Source organism: Labrys sedimenti, from assembly GCF_034424805.1.
Taxonomy (GTDB): domain Bacteria; phylum Pseudomonadota; class Alphaproteobacteria; order Rhizobiales; family Labraceae; genus Labrys; species Labrys sedimenti.
The window spans coordinates 74,498-99,354 of the sequence record NZ_JAXOUF010000019.1 but is presented as its reverse complement, the minus strand read 5'-3'; the positions used below and the strand labels follow the sequence as shown (position 1 = coordinate 99,354).

Here is a 24,857-nt window from a genome sequence, read left to right as displayed (position 1 = left end):
AACTCCCAGCTGCGCGCTCTGGCCGAGGTCTATGCCAGCGATGATGCCAAGGGCCAGTTCGTGACCGACTTCGTCGCCGCCTGGACAAAGGTCATGAACGCAGATCGCTTCGATCTCGCCTGATCCCGACAGGGAGCGGCGCACATCGGCATACCGCCGCGCCGCTCCCCGCCCGCAGGCGAAACAGCCTCAGCCCAATTCAGATGAAACCGCGGCGGATGCCATATTGGTCGAGCTTGCGGTAAAGCGTGGGGCGGGAGACGCCGAGCCGGCGCGCCGCCCGGCTCAGATTGCCGTCCTCGGCAGCCAGAACCTGGCGGATCGCCTGACGCTCCGCGTCCTCCAGCGTTCCTGTTCCCACGAGGGGCAATGAAGCCGGGGCGTGTGCGCCGCCATCACCACGGATAATCTCCCCCGGCAGGTCGGCGACGCCGACGCTGCCGCCATGGCTGAGCACATGCAGCTTCTCGACCAGGTTGCGCAGCTCGCGCACATTGCCGGGCCAGTGATAGGCCATGAGATGGTCCAGCGCCTGCGGCGTGAACATCAGCGGCTCCATCTGCATGCGGGTAGCGATCTTCTGGTTGAAGTGATCGAGCAGCAGCACGATGTCCTCCCCGCGCTCGCGCAGGGGCGGCACGCGGATCGATACAGTGCTAATGCGATAATAGAGATCCCGGCGGAAGCGCCCGGCCTCCACCTCCTGCTTGAGCTCGCGATTGGTCGAAGCCACCAGCCGCACGTCGACCGGCCGGCGCCGGCTGTCGCCGATACGGGTCACCACGCGGTCCTCGAGCACGCGCAACAGGAAGGGCTGGATATCGAGCGGCATTTCGCCGATCTCGTCGAGACTGAGCACACCGCCATTCGCGAGCTCGAACACACCCGGCTTGCCCTCGCGGCTGGCACCGGTGAAGGCGCCGGGTGCATGGCCGAACAGCTCGCTGCCGAAGAGCTCACGGGTGATCGCCCCGCAATTGAGGGCAATGAATGGCGCGCTCGTGCCCGAGCGGCTGCCTTGCTGGAGGAGCCTGGCGAACAGCTCCTTGCCGACGCCGGTCTCCCCTTCAATCAGCAGGGATGTGACGTCACTGGATTGGGACACCCGGCAGGCGACGTCGACGGCCGCCCGCAAGGCAGGGCTTTCGCCGACGATGGCGGCCCGGGCCTCGTTGAGACGCGTGGATGCCGGATTGACGGCCGGCACGAGGCTCGGCGCCGCAACGGGCGGAAACACCAGCGCCGCTCCCCGCAGATCTCCATCCAGCTCCAGCCGGTTGACATGGCAGGTCTGGAATTCCTGCGGCAGTTGGCTGACCAGCCCCTCCAGGCTGTCGGCCCCCGTCAGTTCGACCAGCCTGCGGGCCGGGGCGCCCGAGAAGGAGGCGAGGAAGCCCCCCTCGATCGGCCTGGGCAGGTTGGCCTTGTAGATCACCCGGCCATGGCGGTCGACGATCATCAATCCGTCGGACCGACGATAACGCGGTGCCGAGGTGATGAAGGCTTCGAGCAGGCGCGTGCGCTCCTCGCTCTGCTGGTCGGCCAGGGCTTTCTCGATTTCGCGCGCGGCCGCCGCGACCAGAGCGGTGTTGTGGGGCCTGAAGATGTCGGGATGGCCCGAGAGGTCGACCACGCCGATGATGCGCCCATCGAAGGGATCACGCACCGGGGCACCGGCGCAGGTCCACGCCTTGATGCCCGCGCAGAAATGCTCGGCCGCATGCACGAAGACAGGCTCGCCGGCCCACAGCGCCGTACCGATGCCGTTGGTGCCCACGACATCCTCGGTCCATTTGCCGCCAATCGCCAGATGGATATCCATGCCGTCGCGCAAGGTGCGTTCGTCGCCGACCGTATCGATGAGGGTGCCCTCACCATCGGCGAGAACCAGCATGGCGCCGGTGCCTTCGAGCAACCGGCCGATCGTGAAGAAGGACCGGCGCGCCGCCTCCAGCAGTTCGCGGTTGAGACAGGCCAGATGCTCGACTTCGTCGCGTCCTCCCCTCAGGGGAGCCTCGTTCTGCTGCGCGTCGATCCCGCCGGTGGCGCAGCGATGCCAGGAGTCGCGGATGAGGGAGCGGACCGGCGAACGCGCGCGATCCTGGTCCGAAGCACCGGAGAGCAGATTCTCCCAGGCCCGCATGGTCCGCCGTTCGTCATAGTCGAGCTTCGCCACGGACAGGTTCTGCGCCTGTCGGACGGGTGGGGCAACGCCGGTGCGGATGTCGTCCAGATCGATATCGCGTGTCATGCGTGCTTCACATCGCTTTCTCGAGTAGCACCTCTAGTTCATGGGAGTTCCAATCGGGCGGCGGCGATCGCGCGAAACGCATAATGCCGGCGCCATGCAGCAGATGGAAAGATCGTCGTGAATGCGCCGCCCTCGCAAGATCCATGGACATGGCGAGAGCAAAGCTCCGGCGTTCATTTGAGATCCAGCCGGCGGCCGATCTCGGCAATGAGCCACTCTTCAGTATGGACGCCGGATACGATCTGGTTGTCGAGATCGGTGAGCAGCGTCGCGATCGGCTCGTCGAGAGGAGCAAAGAAACCATTCTCGCTCGTCGCCAGCACGAAGGTCTCCTCACCGTTCCGAGCCGTGATCTGGCCGAGATGATGGAGCTGGCGGCTGGTGTTTTCATCCACCATGATGACGCGGCCGTTCAGGCTGACGCGTATGCGGGCGAGCAGCTCGCCGGCGGGAGCGCTCGTGCTCATGTCGTGGAAGATGAGCCCCTTGGGCTGCGGTTTCGGCTTGGGCGCCTTGCTCGCAGAGTAGCTGCCGGCACTGAACTGATCAGCAAGACGCGTAATGGTCGCACGATTTTCCGAAAGAAGCCTGCGGAACGCAGCATCCTCCCGGCGTGGGCCATCCCGCTTGGAAATGATCTCGACCACGAACTCCTCCCAGATTTCATTGGCCAGAACGGCGGCATTTCATGCTCTGTCGCGAGCATATTCTTTTTCCAGCCACCTCACCAGCATGACCTTATAGGCCCGATTTTCTGGCTTGGGGTAGTAGAGGAGTACGACAAAGACCGGCAGGTTCGTGCTGCGACATCCAGGGCGGGCTCGCTTCCAGCGCGGACACCTTCGGCAAGCCGGCAGCATTGGAAGACACCCCGACATGCGGAGCGTTCAAATCTTCAAAGACCGCTTTCGTCAAAGGCCACGCGCCGGGCCGCCAGGCCGGATTCCTTTGGAAACCGAAAGGATGTTGCAGCCTGGCGACGACGAGGCCGAGAAAGCCGGACGCACGACTATATTCGTGTATGAACCGCGTCGGGCCAGATGCCGTGAAGGTCAGGAACGCGCGTCGATCTCAACTGTTCTGAAGAAGCTCGGCCGCCGCAATACGCCCGCGGTAATTTTCGGTCCCTTGGACGATTTTGTCCATAAGCGCATCCAGCGCCCAGAATCGCTCGCGAATATCGAAAGTCACGGTCCGGCTGTCGGTACAGGAGAAAGTACCAATGCGCTGATGATAAAGCTTTGCCAGTTTCGGATACCCCATCGGTTCGGCCATCGCGGCAAGTGCGAGATAGACCGAGAGCTCATCGGCGAGGGCCGGATTATCCGAGCTCTTGGTCAGCAGCCATTTGTAGAGATCGGGATGGAAATTGGTAAAAACCCCGGTGAAACCGCGCGAACCCGCCTTGATCGCGTCGAAAGCAATCGCTGCATTGGCATTGATGACCGAGAGCGGTGTATCTTTGGTGAGCTCGATGCGCCGCCTGACCGTATCGAGGTCGCATGACACGTGCTTCAAGATGACAAATCTGCCGCTATTGGCGCAGAAGATCAGCTCATCATCCGTCAACAGACGGCGATAGGGTGCAGGGCATTCGTAAAGACCCAATGGCATGTCCTTCGGCAGCCGGAGCAACAGCCAATTGAGATCGTCGATGAATATCGTGCCGCCCTCCTTCTTGGCATCGAGGCGGTTTGTGACGAGAACGATGCCGTCGACACCCGTGGCCGCGATCGCGGTGAGTTCGGTGAGCTGATCATCGAGATCTTCGCTCACATGGCCCGAGGCGATGACGGGGATCCGGCCTGAAGCCGCCTTCTTGACGAAGGCTGCGAGTTCGACACGCTCCTCCAGGCTCAGGAACTGCATTTCGCTGGATTGACAAACGGCAAACAGGGCATCCGAGCCGTTTGCGACATACCATTCCACCAGATTGGCCACGCCCGCATAGTCGATCTTCCCGCTCGAAGTGAACGGTGTGATCATGACGGGAATGATGCCCTCGATTTTCTTCATCATCGTGTGTCAGCCTGGGTGTTTATCTTGGAATCAACGAGATTGGACGGCCATCCTGGTCGTCCGGCAAGCCGGCGGTAAGGCCGGCGGGCGCGAGCGACGCCGCTTCCAAACGGCGCGGCATCGGCGACATGCGGTGAGAACTGTTCAGTCTCCGGGCTGTCCCGCTCACGTCCTAACAGGGGAGATCGTCGCGCTGAGCGGCTGGCTGCCCGATACCCGTTTGATGAAAAGCACCAGGACGAAGGCAAGAAACGCGGCTGCAGCGATGGCATACAGGCCGTAAGCGTCGATGCCAGACCAGGTGATCGCACCAGTGCGGATGTTGGGGGCGACGAAGCCGCCCAAGGCGCCCAAGGAATTGATCACCGCAAAGCCTCCGGCTGCCGCCGCGCCGCCCAGATATTGCGTCGGGAAGGTCCAGAAAATCGGCTGCGCCGTCATGATGCCCATGGTGACGAGGCAGAGCGCGGCAATCGCCAGTGCCGGGCTGGCATGTGCGGATGCGACCAGGCCGAGCGCGATCGCAGCCAGCGAAAACAACAGGCAGATCTGGCGCCGGCCCGAGCGCACCGCCCAGTCCGGATAGAAGAAGCCCGCGATCAGGGCACAAATCCACGGAATGGCCGAAATGCACCCAACCAGCAGGCCGACCTTGACGCCGAGCAGGGCCGCGACCTGCGTCGGAAGATAGAAGGCCACACCCAGGCCGGTGATCTGGATCAGGAAATAGATGGCGGCAAAATAGAACAGGAGCGGATTGCGAACGGCACGCGCGAAGTCGATCTCCCCGCTATGGGCCTTTTCGGACTGCTCGGCGGCAAGCGCGGCCGTCAGGGCCTGGCGCTCGTCGGCAGGCATCCACTTGGCGTCGGCCGGCGTGTCGGTCAGATAGAAATAGGCCCAGACGCCGACCAGAACGGTGATGCCTCCCTCGATCAGGAACATCAATTGCCAGCCATGGAGCCCGAACAGGCCGTCCAGGTCGAGGAACAGGCCGGAAATCGGCCCACCAAAGATCAAGGCGAGCGGACTGCCGAAATAGAAGATCGCCAGGATTTTTCCGCGGACTTCCTTGGGAAACCAGAGCGTCAGATACAGGATGGCGCCAGGGAAAAGGCCGGCCTCGGCTGCCCCAAGGACGACGCGGATCAGCGAGAAAGTCGTGTCGTTGTAGGCAAACATCATCAGCGCGGAGATGACGCCCCAGGTCACCATGATGCGGGCCAGCCACCTGCGAGCCCCGACCTTGTGCAGCATCAAGTTGCTCGGCAGTTCGAAGAGGGCATAGGTGAGGAAGAAGACACCCGCGCCAAAGGCGAAGGCCGCTTCGGTTACGCCGGTGGTGGCCTGATAGGATTGCTTGGCGAAGCCGATGTTCACGCGGTCGAGATAGGCCAGCAGATACATCAGGATCAAGAACGGCAGGATGCGCCATTTCGCCCGAGATATGGCGCGGTCGAGCGATGCCCGATCGGACCTGTCGCGGCCGGCCAGGTGGGCCTGGCCATTGTTCATAGTCATCATAGTCTCCGTCCCATTGGCCTTTCCCATGTGGCCGGTTCTGTTTTAAGTCGGGTGATCTTCCGAAAGGCCCGTTTGGAGGCTGCCAGGATGCGCAGTCTGGCCCTGCCCTCGGGCCAGACGCCTATCTCCGGCTGCACCGGCTTGCGTGGCGCAGTTCGCTTCGGCCGCAGGCTCGAAGTGCCGACGAGGCAAGCACGCCCTGCGCCCCGTCCGCCGAATGATATGCATGCGCAATGGCAACCGTCGTGGCTGCGCCACGGCCCGGCTCCGCCAGGCCTCAGACAACCTTTCCAGGGTTCAGCAAACCGCGAGGATCGAGAGCAGCCTTGATCGAGCGCATGAGCTCGAGCTCGGCCGGCGAGCGCGTGTAAGGCAGGAACTTCTTCTTTTTCAGCCCAATGCCGTGCTCAGCCGAAATGGTGCCGCCATGGCTGCGCACGAGGTCATAGACGATGTCGTCGATCGCCTCGTAAGGCTGCTGCGCCGCGCCGGGAACGCAGGCGATGATGTGCATGTTGCCATCGGCAATGTGGCCGTAGAAATAGCTTTCGCACCCCGGCAGCTCACGCGCCAATCGCGCGCGGCACGCGCGGGCATAGATATCCATCTCGGCAACCGGAAGACCGATATCGAAGGAACTGTGCGGCCCCAGCACCTGCCTGAACTCGGCCGCCGCGTCTCGCGCGCCCCAGAATGCCTTTACGTCGCCCAGCGATTGCGCCACTGCCGCATCTTCGATGACGCCAGCTTCCATCTGGTTCTCGAGCAGGGCATCGAAGCGCGCTTTTTCGTCCTCATGGGTGCCCATGCCCTCGACGAGCACGTAGAAGGCATGCTCGCCGGAAATCGGACGGCGGATGTTTGGAACACGCTGGGTCGCCACCTGCCAATAGTCTGGCCACATCACCTCGAAGGCCGACAGGGTCGGCCCCAGCCAGCGGCGGGTGCTGGTCAGAAAGGAGAGAACCTTGTCGTAGCTGCCAAGGCCACACAGGGCTGCCATGACGCAATTGGGCTTGGGATGCAGGCGCAGCACAGCCCGCGTCACGATGCCGAGAGTGCCTTCCGACCCGATGAAGAGCTGCTTGAGATCGAAGCCCGCATTGTTCTTGATCATCTTGTTGAGGCTGGTCATCAGCGTGCCGTCCGGCAGCACGACCTCGAGCCCGAGCACCATGTCGCGAGTCATGCCGTAGCGGATGACGCGGTTGCCGCCGGCATTGGTACCGATATTGCCGCCGATGGCGCAGGACCCACGGGCCCCGAGATCCAGGGCAAAGAAGAAGCCGGCATCGTCGGCCGCCCGCTGGATCGCCTCCAGCGTGGTGCCGGCTTTCACGGTCATGGTCGCGGCCGCAGGATCGATCTCCTCGACGCCCACCAGCCGTTCGAGCGACAGGGCGATGGCGCCGTCGACTGGGCGGCTGCCGCCGGCCAAACCGGTGAGCCCCCCTTGCGGCACGACTGCCACGCCGTGACGAGCGGCAATCCGCATCGCCGTCGCAACGCCCTGGGCATCGGACGGCCGGACCACGGCCAGCGGACGGACGGGTCCGAGCGTGCTCCAATCCTGGAGATTGCGTTCGGGAATATCGGCACCCGAAAGCACCGCGGCAGGACCGAGCGCCTCCTCCAGCGCACGGATGGCCTCGGCGGAGGCATTTGCCGACATCTTAGTAAGCATAAGCCCTGTCCATCGGCAGGGCGGAGTGAACCGCCACGCCCGTCCGCTCCTCGCGGAATTTCACCTGTTCGCGCACCACCGCCAGAGCGGCGTCGCGCATGAGACCGACATCGCTTGCCACCGGGACCAGGCGATAGCCGGCCTCGATGAGGGACTGCCAATTTGCACCGGCGCTCGGGACGGTGCCCATCGGCTTGCCGCTGGCAAGCAGCGCCTTTTCCGCTTCGCTCACCAGGACCCGCACTTCCGGCCTGTCGAGCTGCTCCAGCATGCCGATCGAACCGGCCATGTCGTTGACCCCGAGGAACGGCACGTCGACGCCCTCCACGGCACAGATCTCGGCGGCACGATGCACGGCATCGGCGGATTCGAGCTGGATGACGATCAGGAGTTCTTCATTCGCCCGCGTCATATAGTCGGCGGCCTTGCCGAAGGTCGAGGCACGCACCAGCGGCGCCGCATAGCCGCGCCGTCCCTGCGGCGGGTAACGGCAGGCGGCGACGGCTGCCCTGGCCTCCTCGGCCGTCTCGACCGATGGGATCATCAGGCTGTTGGCGCCGGCGTCTAGCAGGCGCTTGAGGATGATCGGATCGTTCCAAGGCACGCGCACGATGCAGGGCGTGCCCCCTTCGGCCGCTCGAAGCATGTCGACGGCATCGCGCAACTCACCCAGGCCATGTTCGAGATCGAGGATGAGAAAGTCGAAACCCTGATGCGCCAGGATTTCGACATTGGTGGCGCTTCCCGTCTCCACCCAGGCACCGAACAGGGCATCCCCTGCTGCGAGGCGCCGCTTCAGCTGATTTGGCTTGAACACTTCCCCCTCCCGTCGGGTAGCACGAGGCCTGTCGATGCCCTGGCTTCCCGGATGCTGAGCCCACCAAGGCTGCCCGCAACTTAAACGCCTCTTTATCTGAAGTACAGTACTTCAGATATTTTTGTTGCCAGCGCATGCATCTCGAGGAAATTCACTCCCCATTGCCGGTTCGAGCTGTATCTTGCATACTGGAAAGCTGGAATCCGGGAGAACCGCCCATCGTGTCGCTCGCTTCATCCTCAGCTCTGTCGATCGACCGACCGCGCTCGCTGACGACCACCGTGGCCGAAAGGTTGCGCCAAGCCATCATCGATTCTGAATTGCCGCTCGGCAGCGAGCTTTCCGAACTCGGCCTCGCCGCCAAGCTCGGCGTCAGCCGCACGCCGGTGCGCGAAGCGCTCTCGATGCTACAGCTGCAGGGAATGGTGAACATCGTGCCGCAGAAAGGCAGCTATGTTTTCTTCCCCACGGAGCAGGACCTGGTGGACCTTTGCGAATATCGCATCCTGCTCGAATGCCGCGCCGTCAGTTTCGCGCTGGCCCGCCGCCGTGCCGAGACGATCGAGATGCTGAATGGCGCCAAGGCGGCCATGGACGAGGCCAGGGCCAAGGCCGATCCCGTGGCTTATTCGCGGGCCGACACCGTGTTCCACGAGGCGTTCATCCGCAATTGCCGCAATCGCTTCATCGAAGACGGTTACGCCCTCGTCTCCGGCCCCATTGCGACGTTGCGCACCCATCTTTCGGTACCGCTCGCCGGCGTACAGGACCGCTCCTATATCGAGCATCAACAGATGATGTCGGCCTTCGAGAGAGGCGACCTCGTCGAGCTCGATTCGATCCTGGTCAATCATATCCTCAACACGCGGCACTCCTATGTCCGCGCCTTGCAGGAAGGCCTGATCGGCACTAGCGCCCGACACGATTAGGGCGCCGGCCACCTAGAACGTCTTGGCGCCGTTGACCGGCAGGCGGACGCCGTAGAGCGACGTCGTCCCGCAGATATAAAGATAATTGCGCTTCGGCCCGCCGAAACAGACATTGGCGACCACCTCCGGCACGAGGATCTTGCCGATGAGACTGCCGTCCGGATCGTAGCAATGCACGCCGTCGCCGGCACTGGTCCAGATGCGGCCCTGCGTGTCGAGGCGCAGGCCATCGAAGAAGCCGGCCGTGCAGTCGGCAAACAGCCCTTTGTCGACGAGCGCCCCCTTCTCGCCCACGGCGAAACGGCGGATATGGGCCGGACCATCCGGCAGATGGCTGCGGCCGGTGTCGACGATATAGAGCAGCTTTTCGTCCGGCGAGAAGCCAAGACCGTTGGGCTGGACGAAATCGTCCGCCATCACGCTCAGCTTGCCCGACGCATCGAGGCGGTATACCCGGTTGGCGCCCTGCTCGCTCTCGGCCTGGTGGCCTTCATAGTCGGAATCGATGCCATAGGTGGGATCGGTGAACCAGATATCGCCATTGGACTGCACGACCACATCGTTGGGGCTGTTGAGGCGCTTGCCGTCATGGCGGTCCGCCAGCGTGATCACGCGACCATCGATATCGGTGCGCGAAACGGCGGCGCCCGCCATGCTCGCAGGTCACCAGCCGGCCTTGCCGGTCCACGGTGTTGCCGTTTGAATGGCCGGCAGGATGGCGGAATACCGAGACCGAGCCATTGCATTCGTCGAGGCGCAGCATGCGGTCGTTCGGGATATCGGACCAGACCAGCGAACGGGCCGCCGGGAAATAGGCCGGCCCCTCGGCCCAGCGGCAGCCCGTATACAGCCGGTCGAGCTGCGCGGTGCCCACGAACAGGCGCCGGAAACGGTCGTCGAGACTTTCGAAGCAAGACATCGTCACAGTCACCTCCGCTAGGGCGCCACTATCGCGTTGTGGTCGGGCGCTTGACCACGTGACATATTGTACCTTAGGTTCATCGGCAAGCAGCCTGCGTTGGCAGGCAAGAAAAACATCAGAGCACCGAACCGGAGGACTCCCATGAATTCGAAGCTGGCCTTTGTCGTCGCGCCGATGCTGGCGCTCCTGCTGGGAGGTCCCGCGCTTGCCGACACGTCGGGCAAGAAGATCGCTCTTTCCAACAATTATGCCGGCAATTCCTGGCGCCAGGCCATGCTGCAGAGCTGGGACAAGGTCGGCAAGAAGGCCGTCGCCGACAAGTTGATTGCTGCCGCAGACGCCTTCACCACGGCCGACAAGGAAGCTCCGACCCAGGCCGCCCAGATCCAGAACCTCATCCTGCAGGGCTATGATGCCATCGTCATCGATGCCGCCTCCCCCGAGGCCCTGAACGGCGCGGTCAAGCAGGCCTGCGACGCCGGCATCGTGGTCGTGGCCTTCGACGGCCTCGTCACCGAGCCCTGCGCCTACAAGGTGACGGTGGACCTCGCCGAGACCTATGGCGCCGAGCAGGTCCGCCAGGTTGCCAAGCGCCTGCCCAATGGCGGCAACGTGCTCTATGTACGCGGCCTCGCCGGCACGAGCATCGACGCGGACATTTCAAAGGGCGTGGAAGCCGAAATCAAGAAACACCCGAACCTCAAGATCGTTTCCGAGGTCAACGGCAATTGGGACCAGACCACGGCGCAGAAGGCGGTGACGACGGTCCTGCCCGCGCTGCCCCAGATCGCTGCGGTGATCGACCAGGGCGGCGATGGCTACGGCACAGCGCAGGCCTTCAAGGCCGCCGGCCGGCCCCTGCCGCTGATCATGCTCGGCAACCGCCAGGACGAGCTTGCCTGGTGGAAGGAACAGGGTGGCGCCAGCGGCTATGATACCTGGTCGGCCTCCGAAGCGCCGGGCATGGTGACCTTCGCCTTCTGGGTGGCCCAGCAGGTCCTCGACGGCAAGAAGGTTCCCAACGAGGTGCCGATGGGCATCCTGACGATCGGGGCGAGCGAGCTCGACAAGTATCTCGCCGATACACCGGCCGGGGGCGCGGCCAATCGCGAATACGGCCAGGACGAAGTCGCCAAGGCCATCGAAGCGGCCGCGAAGTAAGCGGCCGCGATGCAGGGCGGAGATTCATCGGTGACGCAAAGGCCTTCCGATATCGTTCGCCTCGATGGCGTGACCATGCAGTTCGGCACTGTACGTGCGCTCGCCGGGGTCGATTTCACTGTCACCCCCGGCGAGTGTATCGGGCTTGTCGGCCATAACGGCGCCGGCAAGTCGACGCTGATGAACGTGCTGGCGGGTACCTTGCCGCCCACCTCCGGCACCATCCGGATCTCGGGCCGGCAGCAGACCAGCTATACGGTGGCGGCCGCCAATGCGCTCGGCATCCGCTGCGTATTCCAGGAATTGTCGCTCTGCGCCAATCTCACCGTGGCCGAGAACACCCGCGTCAATCACGGCGCGCTGCGCGGCCTGGGTTGGCGACGCCGGGCCGGCGCCCTGATCAAGGCCAAGCTCGACGAGATCTTTCCCGGCCATGGCATCGCCGCCGGCGACGTGGTGGAGGATCTCTCGATCGGCCGCCGGCAGATGGTGGAAGTGGCCCGCGCCTTTACGGTGACGGGTGCACCGCTCCATCTCATCATTCTCGACGAGCCGACTTCCTCGCTCGACAGCCACACGGCAGGCCAGCTCCTCGCCTATATGCGCGCTGCAGTGGCAAAAGGCCTGAGCTGCATCCTGATCTCCCACATGCTCGGCGAGATCCTCGACAATGCCGACCGCATCGTGGTCATGCGTGACGGCACCGTGGTCGCGAACGGACCGGCCGGCGAATTCAGCCGCGACAAGCTCGTCAATGCCATGGGAGCGGAGCATCGCGAGAGCAGCGCCAGGATGCAGACGGCGACCGAGCACGGCCAGATCTGCGTACACGCCCGGCCTACGGGTGCGGGATCGGCCATCGAGTTGGTGGCACGCCAGGGCGAGATCGTCGGGCTTGCGGGCCTTGCCGGACACGGCCAGACCAAGATGCTCATCGACATCTTCGCGGCGGGACGCAGGCGCAAACCCGGGATCGAAGTCACCGCACCGGCCGCCCTGGTCGCGGGCGACCGGCAGCGCGACGGCATCTTTCCGCTCTCCTCGATTGCTCGCAACATCGCCATCGGCTCGATGCGTGCCCTCAAGCACGGCCTGCTGATTTCCCGCCAGAGCGAAGCCGAACTCGCCGAGACTTGGCGCAAACGCATGCGCATCCGCACGCCGGCCATGACCGATAACATCCTGACCCTCTCCGGCGGCAACCAGCAGAAAGCCCTCTTCGCGCGGGCGCTCGCCTCGGATGCCCGCATCGTATTGATGGACGATCCCATGCGCGGCGTCGACATCGCCACCAAGCTGGAAGTCTACGATCTCCTGCGCGAGGAGGCTCGCAAGGGGCGCACCTTCCTGTGGTACACCACCGAAACGGAGGAACTCGAGAACTGCAACCGGGTCTATGTCTTCCGAAACGGCAGCATCGTCGCCGAACTCGCCAGCCACGAGATTACCGAAGAGAAGGTCATCCAGTCTTCCTTCACGGAGGCCGCATGAGCCTCGCCTCCCCTGCCCCCGCTCCGGCCCGCATTGCCGGCTGGCGCCCGCTCCTGCGGGCAGTGCTGCCTGCGATCTCCCTCATCCTCGTGCTCGGTGCGATCGGCTGGCTGAATCCGCGCGCCATCAGCTATCTCGGCTTCAACCTGATGTTGAACCTAGCCGTGCCGCTGGTACTCGTCACCATCGGCCAGATGTTCGTGATCACCGTCAACGATCTCGACCTGTCGCTCGGCTTCTTCGTCAGTTTCATTGGCTGCGTCACCGCCACCTGGCTGGTGCAGACCCCCTTGCTGGGTGCCGCGGTGATCACCGGCGCCGTCGCCGTCTATGGCTTGATCGGTGCTCTCATCCATCTGCGCAACCTGCCGTCCATCGTGGTGACGCTCGGCATGAGCTTCTTCTGGCAGGGCGCGGCCATTCTGCTGCTCCCCACGCCAGGCGGCAAGGCACCGGACTGGCTCCATGCAGCGATGACCATCAAGACGCCGTACGTGCCGATGCCGATCGTCGCAGCTGTCATCATCGCCCTCACCTTGCATTACGGGCTGAAGCGCACCGCCTACGGCGCCATCCTGCGCGGGGCCGGCGGCAATCCCGCTGCCATCCGGCGGGCGGGCTGGTCGCTTCTGAAGATCAAGGTGGCGGCCTTCATGCTGGCCGGCGTCTTCGGCGTGCTCTCGGGCTTTGCGCTCGTTGGGCTGTCGACGGCCGGCGATGCCAATATCGGCAATGGCTACACCCTGCTCTCGATCGCCGGCGTCATCCTCGGCGGCGGCGAATTCGTGGGCGGTCGCGTCTCGCCCATCGGCGCAGTGATCGGCGCCCTGACACTCTCTCTCGCCTCCTCCTCGCTGCTCAGCTTCATGCATGTCCCGCCCGATTGGCAGGTCGGTGCCAACGGCGCCATCCTGATCGTCATTCTGGCGGCGCGCGCGCTCATCGCGAAACGGGAGAACTGAGCGATGGATCCGGTCCGCAAGCTCTTCACCCTGCCCTGGATCTGGTCCTTCATCGGCGCTGGCCTCGTCTATGCCGTCACCATCCTCGCCACCGGCGGGGGCGGCGCCGCCGGCATGCTCGACGCTGCCTTCTCGCTGGCGGTATTCACCATCGTGGTCGGCATCGGGCAGATGTTCGTCATCACGCTCGGTCCCGGCAATGTCGACCTGTCGCTGCCGGCCAATATCGGCCTGGCCAGCGCCGTTGCGATGAAAGTGATGGGCGGCTCGGATGCCATGATCCCGCTCGGCCTGTGCGCCGCGCTCGCTTGCGGCACCGCCATCGGCGCGATCAACTATCTCCTGATCGCAGCCCTGCGGATTCCTCCCATCATCGCCACCCTCTCGGCCAGCTTCGTCATCCAATCCGTCGACATCAGCTATGGCCGCGGCCTGCAGATCAAGCCGCCGCCCGCCTTTGCCGCCTTCACGGATCTGCGCCTTGCCGGCCTGCCCCTCTTCGTGCTTGCCGCGGTGCTCGTCAGCATCGGCGTCGCGGTGCTGCTGCACCGCTCGATCTTCGGCTACAGCGTCACTGCCATCGGTCAGAACCAGCGGGCCGCCTGGCTTGCTGGCATACCGGTCGCCGCCATCCGCTGCCTCACCTATATGCTCTGCGGCGGCCTGGGCGGCCTCAACGGCGCCTTGCTGGCTGGCTATTTTCGCGGTTCTTCGGTCGACATCGGCAATGAGTATCTGCTTGCCTCCATCGCGGTGGTGGTCATCGGCGGCACCGCCGTGGGCGGCGGCCAGGCCAGCGTCGCGGGCGTGTGGGGGGCATCATTGTTCCTGATGTTTCTGCAGATCATGCTCAACACGCTTGGCGCCGACGCGGGGATGCGTCTGATGGTGACCGGGCTCGTCATCGTCGCCGTGATTGCCGTTGCCGGCGGTCAGGCCAACACCGGTCCACGGCGCTGAAGAGGCATATGCCCTTCCGGCACCTTGTCGCGTTGTCCACCGTCGGCCCGCGGCGAAGCTTGCAGCATGGGACAGCCGGCGTCCTCGGATCGGAAACGGGTGTCCTGGCTTCGACCGCCGCGCGGAAGGGTTCGGAATTGTCGAGTGGCACGAAGCCGAGATGGTCGGCGCCACTATTTTGACCATCTTGACCGTATTGTCCAAAATCCCGAACGAGATGATGCGCCCGACAAGCAGCGCGGTCAGCGATGCGGGCTATGCCCCCAACGACTGGCAGGTCGGCCAGACCGGCAAGGTGGTCGCCCCCGACCTCTACATCGCCGTCGGCATCTCCGGGGCCATCCAGCATCTGGCCGGCACGAAGGATTCGAAGGTCATCGTCGCCATCAACAAGGACGAAGAGGCCCCGATCTTCCAGGTCGCCGATTACGGCCTGGTCGCCGATCTCTATATCGCCCTGCCGGAGCTCAAGGACGAACTCGCCAAGCTCGGCAAGTAGGGAGAACGGGCGGCATGGCTGACTGATCGAAACAGCTATCCCTGCATAGGACGCGATCCCCTGAAGATAGAGAGGCCTGCTTCTCGGACGTTCTCTACCGAAAAGTTGGCGCTGCCATCGCTTCGCTCATCACACCGCCGGCGCGACGAAGGGGCCTGCCGTCCAAGCGTTGCACCGGTACCAGCGTTACCGGTTTCTCGGCTGTGCGCAGCGGCGCCAGGGCTTCATCGCCAACCGCGTCATCGGTGATGATTTCGTCGATCTCCGAAACTTCGCAAAGAGTGCAGAAGCTCGGCGAGGTAAATTTGGAGCTGTCGACAAGCAGGATCTTGCGTCCCGCCGAGGCAATCATGGCGCGCTTCAACGAGGCCACTTCCAATGACGCCTCGGTCAAGAGGGTGCCGGTGACGGCCGATGCACCCATGAGACAAAGATCGGCGTGCAGCGTGCGAATGAAGCTCTCCCCTGGCTCTCCGGCAAGATGCCTGTAGCCGGCGCGAATGCTTCCACCAGGCATGATCGTCCGCCAGGACCTGATATCAGCGGCGAAATCCGCGATTTCGAGGCTATTTGTCACGATCGTCAGCGGTAGGTCACGCTCGGCCGCAGCCCGCACAGCCTCCATCACCGTCGATGAACTGTCCAGGATGACGCTGTGTCCGGCGCTCAGCCGTGATGCAGCCTCCCGCCCGATTGCCAACTTCTCGGCGCGTTGCAGCTGAGCATTGAGTGAATTCTCGCGCTCGAAGGTTGCTCGCGCCGGCTGAACCAGATGGGCGCCGCCATGGGTTCTCTCAAGATAACCCTTTTCCATCAAATATTCGAGATCGCGCCGTGCGGTTGATTGGGATCCGCCCGTCGCATCAGCCAATTCCTGTACGCTGGCTGCGCCATTCGCCCGCAAATGCTCCAGAATGATCGCCCTGCGCTTTGCAGGAACCATGTCCACTCGTTTGGTCGCTGATTCCATGGCTCTACCTTGGTTATTCCTGCCGCCTTCCGACAAGCGCACAAGCCTGCGTGCTTGTCGCTGCCACCATCAGATCACGTACCTGCAATCTACGATCAGACCAGATCCGGTCATTACGCTCGATCCTTCAATTTCTATCATTATCGATCAACTGGGCAATCGAACTCTCGTCTACGATATCGCCGTCTTTGGCGGAAACGCAATAATCTGGGTCATTTGATCCAACGCACATGCTTTTTATCGCTATTTGATCATGATTTTCTGAAGATGGGCAAAAACACACAGTCAAAAATGGAGATAGCTCCGAAGCCGAGCTGACTCTGGAGAGAGCGAGGCATCGGCGAATTCATTGAATTTTGCTCCAAACTACCGGAAAACATTGAAGGATGTGGCCGCATTCAAGAGCTCGAGCGCGAAGCTCGATCAATCTTTCTGCGCTAATTAGATAGAGATTGACAGAGTTTGGAATTTTGCTTTTATGACGAGCAAGCCAGAGCAATGCCCTCCAACGAGGTCCATCCGGTGTCAACCAGACTTGATCAGAAACCGGCAAATCACCGCGCCGGCTGCAACAAGGACCGCGATGTCGGCGCGGACGCGCGAGACATCGTCGACATCATCCCGGTCTCTCAATCGGGCTTGGAATGGCTGGCCGAACAAGAGGCATTCGCCTGCACCCCTGTGAGGCCAGTTGACCAGGCCATGTGTGAGACTGGGCCGGACCGAGTGTTCGACCAGGCACCGACACTGCAACGCCCTCGCTCCCTTGTCTTGATACGACCATAGCGAGGGAGGTTTACGCGCAAATACAGCGCAGCGCGTGCGCACCATAAACATAAAAATATCCAGGAGGAGGAGACGTTATGCGACGCAGAGCATTTCTTGGCACAAGCATGCTTGTGCTTGCCTTGTCGACGGTGTCGGCGTTTGCACAGCAAAAGGAAGTGACGGTGTGGTCCTGGTTCATCCAGAGCACCATGCAAAAGTCCATAGATGCCTTCGAGAAGGCACATCCCGGTGTCAAGATAACCTATACCTACTATAATTACTCGCCGGAATACATAACGGCGCTCAAGGCGGCTGCGGCCTCCAACAGCCTGCCTGACGTCATTGGCCTGCAGCCGGGCTCCCTGACCCAGCAATACCGCGACAATCTGGCCCCGGTCGACGAACTCGCAGCAAAGACATGGGGCAAGGACTGGAAGGACAATGTATTCGCTGTCAATCGCAAGCAGATGCAGATGGGCAATCCGGCGGGAGACAACAAAACCTACATCGTCCCCCAGGAATCACAGGTTCTTTGCATTTGGTACAACAGAAAACTCTTTGAAAAACTCAAGATCTCCGTTCCCAAGACATATGCCGATCTGAAGGCAGCTTCGAAGGCTCTCACCGATGGTGGCTACATCCCGATGTTCCAGGGAGCTGCTGACGGCTGGCAGAACGAGAACGTATTCCTGATGCTCGCCAATCAATTCTCACCGGGGATCGTCGACAAGGCCCAGGCTGGCCAGATGCCCTGGTCGGCACCTGAACTGGTCTCCGCGATGAAGGCCTGGAAGGGCCTGTTCGACGACGGCATCTTCCAGCAGGGTGCCCTGGGCGCGCATGCCTATCCCACCGGTGCCCAGTTGTTCGCACAGGGCCGCGTCGGGATGATGGCACTGGGTTCGTGGTGGATGCAGGAAAGCAAGTTTCCGCCGCCGCTTTCCGAATATGTCCAGAACATGGATGGCTTCGACTATTTCTATCTCCCGCCTGTCAAGGATGGCGGCTCCGCAAGCCCGCCGATCGGGGGCATCGACATCGGCTATGGCCTGACGAAGAACGGGGCGAAGAATCCCGAGGCCTGGACCTTCCTCTCCGAGCTGACCAATGGCGTCGGCCTGCAGCAGGCGTTGAACGATCTCAACGATCTGCCGGCTTTCGAGGGGCATGAACCCAAGGGCGACATCACCGATCACGTCAAGCAGATGTCGGCCCGGTTCATGGCCGATCTGCCAAAGGCCGAGAACCAGCGTTTTGCCTCGCCCGCCGTCGCCGAGGCTTTGGACAATGCGCTCGCCGGCGTTGCGGATGGCAGTGTGCAGCCGGAGGCGGCATTGGCCTCCGTGCAAGCCGCGACGGACAAGGCGCTCGGCAAGTAACCCGGCAAGTCAACAGCTGAGGGGGCCGGGTGCGGTGCACCCGGTCCTTCCCGGAGAAGAAGACATGGCAGTAGGAACCGGGATGGCTGGACATGCGATCGCGACGACGAAATATTCCGCCTCGAGGAGAGCCCTGGGTCGCTACGGCTTCGTGATCCCGGCAGTGGCGTTGTTCATCGTCTTCATCGCCTATCCGATCCTCTGGGTTCTCGGCCAGAGTTTCTATACCAAGGATGCGGCTGGCGCGCCCTCGCTGAGCCTGTCGGCAAACTACATCGGCGTACTGCGCGACCCGACATTCTGGGTGGTCGTGCGCAACATGACGCTCTGGGCCGTGATCACCATCCCGGTGCAGATGGTGATTGGCGGCTTGCTCGCCTATTTCATCGAACGCCATACCCATCGTTTGCGCGGCTTTTTCCGCACGATGTTCTTCCTGCCCGTGGTGACATCGGTTTCCGTCGTCAGCCTCGTCTGGGTCCAGATCTATGCGCCTTACTACGGCATCGCCCAGGAATATCTGAAGCATGTCGGGATCGTGATGTCGAGCTCGCCCATCGGCGATGCCAAGACGGCGATCTATGCCCTCATCATCGTGAATATCTGGCAGTGGACCGGGTTTTCGATGCTGATGTACATCGCCGGCATTGCGAACATGCCGAGCGAAATTCTCGATGCGGCCCGCATCGACGGCGCCACCGGCTGGCGTCTGGCCGTGAATGTCGTGATACCGATGCTCGCGCCGGCGACCAAGTCGCTGTTATTGCTCGGCATCATCGGTACGCTGCAGACCTTCCCGATCGTCCATCTGATGACCGGCGGCGGGCCCAACCACGCCAGCGAAGTCTTCGGCACCTATATTTTCAAGCAGAGCTTCATCCTCAACGACAGCGGAAACGGAGCGGCGCTCTCGGTTATCGTCCTGCTGCTCGCCCTGGCGCTTTCGCTGATCCAGATCGTTCTCCTCGGCACTCGCCTCACGCCAGCGTCGAAGGAAAGATCATGACCAGCCTCACGCGAAACCAGATCCGCTCGTTCATCATCCACCTCGTGCTGTTCATCGTGCTGGCGCTCTGGATGGTTCCGCAGATCTATATGCTCTCGATCGGACTGCGGACCCCGGCCCAGGCCTTCGATGCCTCTCTCGTCACCTGGCCAGTCACCTTCGACAATTTCGTGACGGTGATCCGAGACAATCCTCTCAGCAGGATCTTCCTGAACAGCCTTATCGTCACGGTCGCGACCGTGGCGATCGTCGTGGCGATCTCTTCGCTCTTTGCTTTCGCATGTGCTGTGCTGCGCCTGAGGGGGACGCTTTTCATCTATACGGCTCTCTTGACCACGCTGATGGTACCCCTCGCCTCGCTGGTTCTGCCCCTCGCAATCCTTCTGAAGAATTTCGGCTGGATCAACACCTATATCGGCCTGATCATGCCCTATGCCGCGCTTGGGGTGCCTTTTGCGATGGTGATCCTCAAGGCCTTCATGGAGGATTCGCCGCAGGAGCTCTTCGAAGCGGCGCGCATTGACGGGTGCACTCCCTGGCAGACCTATTGGCACGTTGCCCTGCCGCTGGTGCGCCCGGCCCTGGTCTTCGTGACCATCTGGCAATTCATCGTGACCTGGAACGAATTCTTCCTGGCCCTGATCGTTCTGACCAAGGCCGAAATGAAAACGCTTACCATCGTTCCAATGCAGTATTCCGGCCTCTACATGGCCAATCCGGGCGCCTTGTTCGCGATCCTCACCTTGATCGCTCTTCCCCTGATCTTCCTCTACGTGCTGGTACAGAGAGCCTTTGTCCGAGGTCTGCTGGCCGGCGCGGTGAAAGGCTGAGGCATGGCCACGCTATCGATCGACAACATCACCAAGCGGTTCGGAAACTACTCGGTCATACCGGAGCTTTCGCTGACCATACCCGATGGGGAGTTCTGCGTGCTCGTCGGGCCCTCGGGCTGCGGGAAGTCAACCCTGTTGCGGACCATTGCCGGGCTGGAGCCGATCTCCTCGGGCCGGATCCTCATCGACGGTACCGATATGAGTGCGGCCGAGCCGACGGAGCGCGGCGTGGCGATGGTCTTCCAGTCCTACGCACTCTACCCGCACATGGATGTCAGCCGGAACATCGGCTTCGGGTTGGAAATCGCCCGCACGCCGCGCAGCGAGATCTCGGACCGGGTCGCGACGGTGGCCGATAAATTGCGCCTGTCCACCTATCTTCGCCGCCGGCCACGGGAGCTCTCGGGGGGCCAGCGCCAGCGCGTGGCGATAGGGCGGGCGATTACGCGCAAGCCCAAGCTCTTCCTCCTGGACGAGCCCCTGTCGAACCTCGATGCGGCGTTGCGTGTCGGCATGCGGCTCGAGATCGCCCGGCTCAAGGCCGAACTCGCATCCACCATGATCTACGTCACCCATGACCAGGTCGAGGCCATGACTTTGGCTGACCGCATCGTGGTGATGAATGCCGGCCGCATCGAACAGGTGGGCCCGCCGCTGGAGCTCTATGAGAAGCCAGCCAATCTCTTCGTCGCGGGTTTCATCGGCTCACCTGCCATGAACCTGCTGAAAGGCAGGGTCGAAACCGTCGACGGCGGACACCTATCCATTGGGTTGGAGATCGGGGCTCATATGCGCGTTCCCCTCGCCACGGGGCTGAAACCCGGAGATGCGGTTACCCTGGGCATCAGACCGGAGCATGTGACCTATTCCCTCGACGGGGGACCTGCCGATTACGTCGGCCAGGCCCACATGGTCGAGATGTTGGGCAGCGACACTTTCATTCATCTGCGTTGCAACGACGAAGCCCTGGTTATCCGCGACAGTGCCGGCCGGCGCGCCCGGGCGGGGGACCAGGTTGCTTCGTCCTTCCCCAGGCAGGCCTGCCATTTGTTCAACGCGGAAGGCCTGCGCGTTTCGCAGGCGAACTGACGAACCGGCTTCGGGCTGCCTATGACACCGCGCAGACACCTCGGACACCACAAAGACTTGCAAAGGAGACGACAAATGACCGACTTCAACGGGCGCACCATTCTGGTCACGGGCGGCAGCGGTGGCATCGGAGGCGCCACTGTACGCCATCTCGTCAAGGCCAATGCCAAGGTCATCGCGAGCGGACGTTCGCAAAGTGCGCTGGACGCCATCGCGGAGGAAACAGGCTGCCGCACCCTGGCGTTTGATCTTGCATCCGAAGAGGAGATCCGAAACGCGCTGGAAGGGCTCGACCTGTGGGGCGTCGTGAATTGCGGCGGCTTCGGCGGGGAGATCGCCACCCCGATGGACACCGATATCGCTATTTTCGACAAGGTGATCAGCATCAACGCCCGTGGGGCCCTGATCGTCACCAAATATGCCACCCAGTCGATGGTTCGGCTCGGCAAAGGCGGCGCGATCGTCAACGTTTCCAGCCAGGCGGCCCTGGTGGCTCTCGACGGTCACATCTCCTATGGCTCATCCAAAGCAGCGCTCGACAACATCACGCGTGTCTCGGCGCTCGAGCTCGGCAAATACAATATTCGCGTCAACAGCGTGAACCCAACCGTGGTCATGACGCCGATATCTTCAGGACATTGGAGCCAGCCCCACGTCGCCGAACCCTTCCTGAAGAACATGCCACTGGGCCGCTGGGCAACGGAGGACGAGATTGCTGCCCCCATCGTGTTCCTGCTGAGCGATGCGGCATCGATGATCACCGGCGTCTCGCTACCCATCGATGGCGGTTATACCTGCAGATAGGGTGAAAGAGACCGTACAAATGAGCGCGAGGGCCAGCCACGCCACGGCCATGTCGAAATCTTGCCAACGTGACACTGTCCCCCGTACTCATCTCAATTCCACCGCCAGCCTTGCCTGAGTTCCGTCAGCAGGTCCGGGCCACCGCAATCTGCACGGAGCCGGAATAGGTCTGGCCCATGGACCCCTCGTAGCAGACCGGCGCGGTCAGGGTGTAGTTGCCGGCCTGATTCAGGCCATCGGCCCAGACGTCGCCAACGACGATGCCGCCGGGATGCTGGTGCGTCGAAAACTGGGCGACGAAATCGCCCGCAGTCGGGCCGGCGGACGGATCATAAAGCGTGAATGTGATTGCCTGCCCCTTGAGATTGCTGAGGCACTGTCCCAGCAGCAACACGGTACTGTAGGGCGCCAGTACGGTGTTGGCCGGCGAGAGCAGAGAACCTTCCGTGCAGTCGGCCGTGATCGTCAGCATGTTGGGCGTGAGGTTGGTGATCGCCACCGCCAGGATGTCGAAGGGCGGGGCGCCGGCCGGTTCGTAGACGGCCTTAGGCAGCCCCCAGCCATTATTGCCGGCGAAGAAGTCGTTTTGCGGCACGCCTGCGCCCCAGATGACATCCATGGCCTGGCTGGACGGATAGGTGCCATAGTCGTTCGCGTCGGCGATCCAATAGCAAACGCTGCTTCCATCTGGCTGGGACGATGCGTATTTGCCGTAGCTCGGAGCATCATCATACTGGCTGGCAAAGCCCGATCCGCTCGCATTGCTCGTCGAGTATTGATAGATGCGGAATTTGGCCTGCAACAACATCTGCATCACCGAGGCGACGTAACTCGGCTTGGCCTGCTTGACGAGTTCCGCAGTCGTGAGAGGAGGCCACGCCAGCCCATTGGGGGCAAACGATATGCCCAATTTGGCCGTCGCCTGGAGCTTGGTCCAATCGGTGAGGATCGTGGTTGCCATATCCCCGACCGTCGTCAGCAGGGTTTCGAGGGAATCGCTGAGCTGGCCCGCAAGTTGGGCGGCGGTGACCTGGAACGGGCTTGCGGTAATGCTTTGCGTACCGACATCGCTCGCTGCCAGGGCAACATTCACCGCGCTTTGGATGATATTGGCCGCCACCGCGGTTGCCGGGTCCGCCGAGAGCACGGTGTACACGATCGAGGAGAGGATGTTGATGATGACGCCCCAGACCCCCGTGGTCTGATCGTCCCCGGTCTCGAAACCGGCCAGGGCCGTGAGTTCGGACAGCAGGTCGCTCTGATCCGCAAAGAGGGCGTTGTGGAAGGTGCTATAATTGTTGAACAGGTTGTGCACGACGATGACAGCCGTCATCTCACGATTGAGCTGCTCGACAACCGGCTTCCAGACGTCAGGGTCGAAGGAGTCGAATGTCATCCCGAGTACGCTGGTTTGATAGCTGCCGATGGCAGCATTCAAATTGGTGTACTGCTCGCGCAAGGTCGAAGGCGCGAGGTTCAGCCGCTGGTTGATCACGGCATAGACTTGTTGCTGCTCCGTCGTGAAAGCCGGAAAGGACGGGTTTGCCGGGGGCAGCGCGATGACCGCCTGCAGCGGATTGGCCGGCATCAGGAACCATTGCCGCGCATCCGCACCGGTAAGCGATTGCAGTTGCACTGATGTGCCGTCGCTGCCGACGCCGAGGACCAGCCCTGAATCCAGGGCAGTGATGGAAGCCGCCTCCAGCGCACTGCTGAAGACCCAGATCTGCGCGCCCGCAGGGGGCATGGTCTGGGTGGCGAGGACCAGGCTGGCCGAGCCGTCGCTGGCGGTCTGCTGGGTCAGCACCTCGCCTCCCAGCAAGCCGCTGAGCAAGCGCCCATCAGGGGTGAACTGCCACATCTGCGAAGGCGCCGCCGTCTGCGCCGGGGTAAGCGTCAGGCCGCCGCTGCCTGCGGTAAGGACCAGGGGCGCCTGCCCTTGCTCGGACAAGCTATACTGGATGTAGCTCCAGTTCGACTTGGGCCAGACCTGGCTGTCATTCGTATACGTTGCCCATAGCGCCGCGAGCTGCACGGAGTAGAGCACCAGGTTGCCGTCGTTCTGCACGGTCAGATTTGCAGCCGGGAGGCCGACCGTGCCGGATGACCAGACCGGGGAACCGTCACTGTCATAGACGACCAGGTTACCGTCCGTCTGGACGGAGAAGGTCTTGCCGCCATTGGCATCTGTGCCGGTCCACCACAGCGCGAAGCCGGTAAAGCTCCCCCCGCTCTCCGGAGGCGTGCCGATCACCTGGTACAGCACGAGATTGCCATCCGTCTGCATGGTCAGCAGGTAGGTATTGGCCGTGCTGATGATCCATTGACCTGCGGTCAGGGTAGTCCCGACCGGAATATTGCCGCCGGAGACCTCGACCTGGTCGCCGACTATCACAGGAACGTAGCCCATTTCTTGCTCCTCATGGCCGGGAGGGAGGTTGAGTGGGCGAGAGTTTGCCGCACCGCACCGTCCAACGGAGTCACCTCAATGCCCCCGGCGGCTGTCGACAGATTATTGGAGATCAGGACCGGTCATGGCTGGGCCGGCCGCTGACAAATTCCACGCGCTGCGTCGCGGTGAATGAGCAGCAACATTCCCAATAAATCTTCAGCTGACTATTACCCAAAGGGGTATGATTGCATCGGCATGTAGATTTATCACTACGAACTACTACAGATAATAAGTTCTTCAATTGGTGAAGCGACACGAAAACTGAGATCGTGCCCTAAATTTTCCCGCAAGATCCCACGGGTCTGGACAGGGGCAGCGAGCTCGATACTGAAATCAT

18 protein-coding genes and 3 pseudogenes are annotated in these 24,857 nt (G+C 62.4%); 12 read left to right on the top strand and 9 right to left on the bottom strand.

The window, feature by feature from the left end; genetic code table 11:
• A pseudogene (locus U1R88_RS29750) lies at window positions 1–123 on the top strand (catalase (peroxidase I)-like protein); the annotation flags it as partial.
• A 76-nt stretch (window positions 124–199) separates the two neighbouring features.
• On the opposite strand, the gene U1R88_RS29745 reads toward U1R88_RS29750, so the two are convergent.
• From U1R88_RS29745 to U1R88_RS29720, 6 genes are all read right to left on the bottom strand, one after another.
• On the bottom strand, window positions 200–2,251 hold the full coding sequence (locus U1R88_RS29745; RefSeq protein WP_322434534.1) for a sigma-54-dependent Fis family transcriptional regulator: 2,052 nt from the start codon (window positions 2,249–2,251) through the stop codon (window positions 200–202).
• Between the two features lie 173 nt (window positions 2,252–2,424).
• Window positions 2,425–2,898 carry a hypothetical protein gene (locus tag U1R88_RS29740; protein ID WP_322434533.1) on the bottom strand — a complete coding sequence of 158 codons (474 nt, stop codon included), beginning with the start codon at window positions 2,896–2,898 and terminating at the stop codon, window positions 2,425–2,427.
• Window positions 2,899–3,322: 424 nt separating this feature from the next.
• A complete protein-coding gene (locus tag U1R88_RS29735) occupies window positions 3,323–4,270 on the bottom strand; it encodes a dihydrodipicolinate synthase family protein (protein WP_322434532.1) in 948 nt (315 codons plus the stop codon).
• Window positions 4,271–4,435: 165 nt separating this feature from the next.
• Window positions 4,436–5,794: an MFS transporter gene (locus tag U1R88_RS29730; RefSeq protein WP_322434531.1), complete on the bottom strand. Its 1,359-nt coding sequence runs from the start codon at window positions 5,792–5,794 to the stop codon at window positions 4,436–4,438.
• Between the two features lie 277 nt (window positions 5,795–6,071).
• Entirely contained in the window at window positions 6,072–7,478 is a 1,407-nt protein-coding gene (locus tag U1R88_RS29725; protein WP_322434530.1) for an FAD-binding oxidoreductase, read from the bottom strand.
• Window positions 7,468–8,295 (bottom strand): HpcH/HpaI aldolase family protein, encoded by an 828-nt coding sequence (locus tag U1R88_RS29720; protein ID WP_322434529.1) that lies wholly within the window; start codon window positions 8,293–8,295, stop codon window positions 7,468–7,470. Before U1R88_RS29720 ends, U1R88_RS29725 begins: the two co-directional genes overlap by 11 nt.
• A 221-nt stretch (window positions 8,296–8,516) precedes the next feature.
• On the opposite strand from U1R88_RS29720, the gene U1R88_RS29715 reads away from it, so the two are divergent.
• Window positions 8,517–9,224 (top strand): GntR family transcriptional regulator, encoded by a 708-nt coding sequence (locus tag U1R88_RS29715; RefSeq protein ID WP_322434528.1) that lies wholly within the window; start codon window positions 8,517–8,519, stop codon window positions 9,222–9,224.
• Between the two features lie 12 nt (window positions 9,225–9,236).
• On the opposite strand, the pseudogene U1R88_RS29710 reads toward U1R88_RS29715, so the two are convergent.
• Window positions 9,237–10,143, bottom strand: a pseudogene (locus U1R88_RS29710) (SMP-30/gluconolactonase/LRE family protein).
• 144 nt (window positions 10,144–10,287) lie between these two features.
• Between U1R88_RS29710 and U1R88_RS29705 the strand changes: the two are divergent.
• The 5 genes and pseudogenes from U1R88_RS29705 to U1R88_RS29685 form a co-directional block, all read left to right on the top strand.
• Window positions 10,288–11,307 (top strand): ABC transporter substrate-binding protein, encoded by a 1,020-nt coding sequence (locus U1R88_RS29705; protein ID WP_322434527.1) that lies wholly within the window; start codon window positions 10,288–10,290, stop codon window positions 11,305–11,307.
• Window positions 11,308–11,337: 30 nt separating this feature from the next.
• Window positions 11,338–12,798: a sugar ABC transporter ATP-binding protein gene (locus tag U1R88_RS29700; protein ID WP_322434526.1), complete on the top strand. Its 1,461-nt coding sequence runs from the start codon at window positions 11,338–11,340 to the stop codon at window positions 12,796–12,798.
• Window positions 12,795–13,760: an ABC transporter permease gene (locus U1R88_RS29695; protein WP_322434525.1), complete on the top strand. Its 966-nt coding sequence runs from the start codon at window positions 12,795–12,797 to the stop codon at window positions 13,758–13,760. Before U1R88_RS29700 ends, U1R88_RS29695 begins: the two co-directional genes overlap by 4 nt.
• Before the next feature lie 3 nt (window positions 13,761–13,763).
• On the top strand, window positions 13,764–14,720 hold the full coding sequence (locus tag U1R88_RS29690) for an ABC transporter permease (protein WP_322434524.1): 957 nt from the start codon (window positions 13,764–13,766) through the stop codon (window positions 14,718–14,720).
• A 232-nt stretch (window positions 14,721–14,952) separates the two neighbouring features.
• Window positions 14,953–15,219 (top strand): annotated as a pseudogene (locus U1R88_RS29685) (electron transfer flavoprotein subunit alpha/FixB family protein); the annotation flags it as partial.
• A gap of 94 nt (window positions 15,220–15,313) precedes the next feature.
• Here the strand turns inward: U1R88_RS29685 and U1R88_RS29680 are convergent.
• A complete protein-coding gene (locus tag U1R88_RS29680; RefSeq protein WP_068290111.1) occupies window positions 15,314–16,189 on the bottom strand; it encodes a DeoR/GlpR family DNA-binding transcription regulator in 876 nt (291 codons plus the stop codon).
• Between the two features lie 863 nt (window positions 16,190–17,052).
• Here U1R88_RS29680 and U1R88_RS29675 point away from each other — a divergent pair.
• From U1R88_RS29675 to U1R88_RS29655, 5 genes are all read left to right on the top strand, one after another.
• A complete protein-coding gene (locus U1R88_RS29675; RefSeq protein ID WP_322434523.1) occupies window positions 17,053–18,336 on the top strand; it encodes an ABC transporter substrate-binding protein in 1,284 nt (427 codons plus the stop codon).
• A gap of 64 nt (window positions 18,337–18,400) precedes the next feature.
• Window positions 18,401–19,342, top strand: a complete 942-nt coding sequence (locus U1R88_RS29670) for a carbohydrate ABC transporter permease (RefSeq protein WP_322434522.1) — start codon at window positions 18,401–18,403, stop codon at window positions 19,340–19,342.
• Window positions 19,339–20,172, top strand: a complete 834-nt coding sequence (locus U1R88_RS29665; RefSeq protein WP_322434521.1) for a carbohydrate ABC transporter permease — start codon at window positions 19,339–19,341, stop codon at window positions 20,170–20,172. Before U1R88_RS29670 ends, U1R88_RS29665 begins: the two co-directional genes overlap by 4 nt.
• 3 nt (window positions 20,173–20,175) lie before the next feature.
• A complete protein-coding gene (locus U1R88_RS29660) occupies window positions 20,176–21,264 on the top strand; it encodes an ABC transporter ATP-binding protein (RefSeq protein WP_322434520.1) in 1,089 nt (362 codons plus the stop codon).
• Window positions 21,265–21,339: 75 nt separating this feature from the next.
• On the top strand, window positions 21,340–22,068 hold the full coding sequence (locus tag U1R88_RS29655) for an SDR family oxidoreductase (protein WP_068290123.1): 729 nt from the start codon (window positions 21,340–21,342) through the stop codon (window positions 22,066–22,068).
• A gap of 124 nt (window positions 22,069–22,192) precedes the next feature.
• Here U1R88_RS29655 and U1R88_RS29650 read toward each other — a convergent pair whose 3' ends face one another.
• Complete coding sequence (locus U1R88_RS29650; RefSeq protein WP_322434519.1) at window positions 22,193–24,478, bottom strand: hypothetical protein; 2,286 nt, start codon at window positions 24,476–24,478, stop codon at window positions 22,193–22,195.
• Window positions 24,479–24,857: the final 379 nt, after the last annotated feature.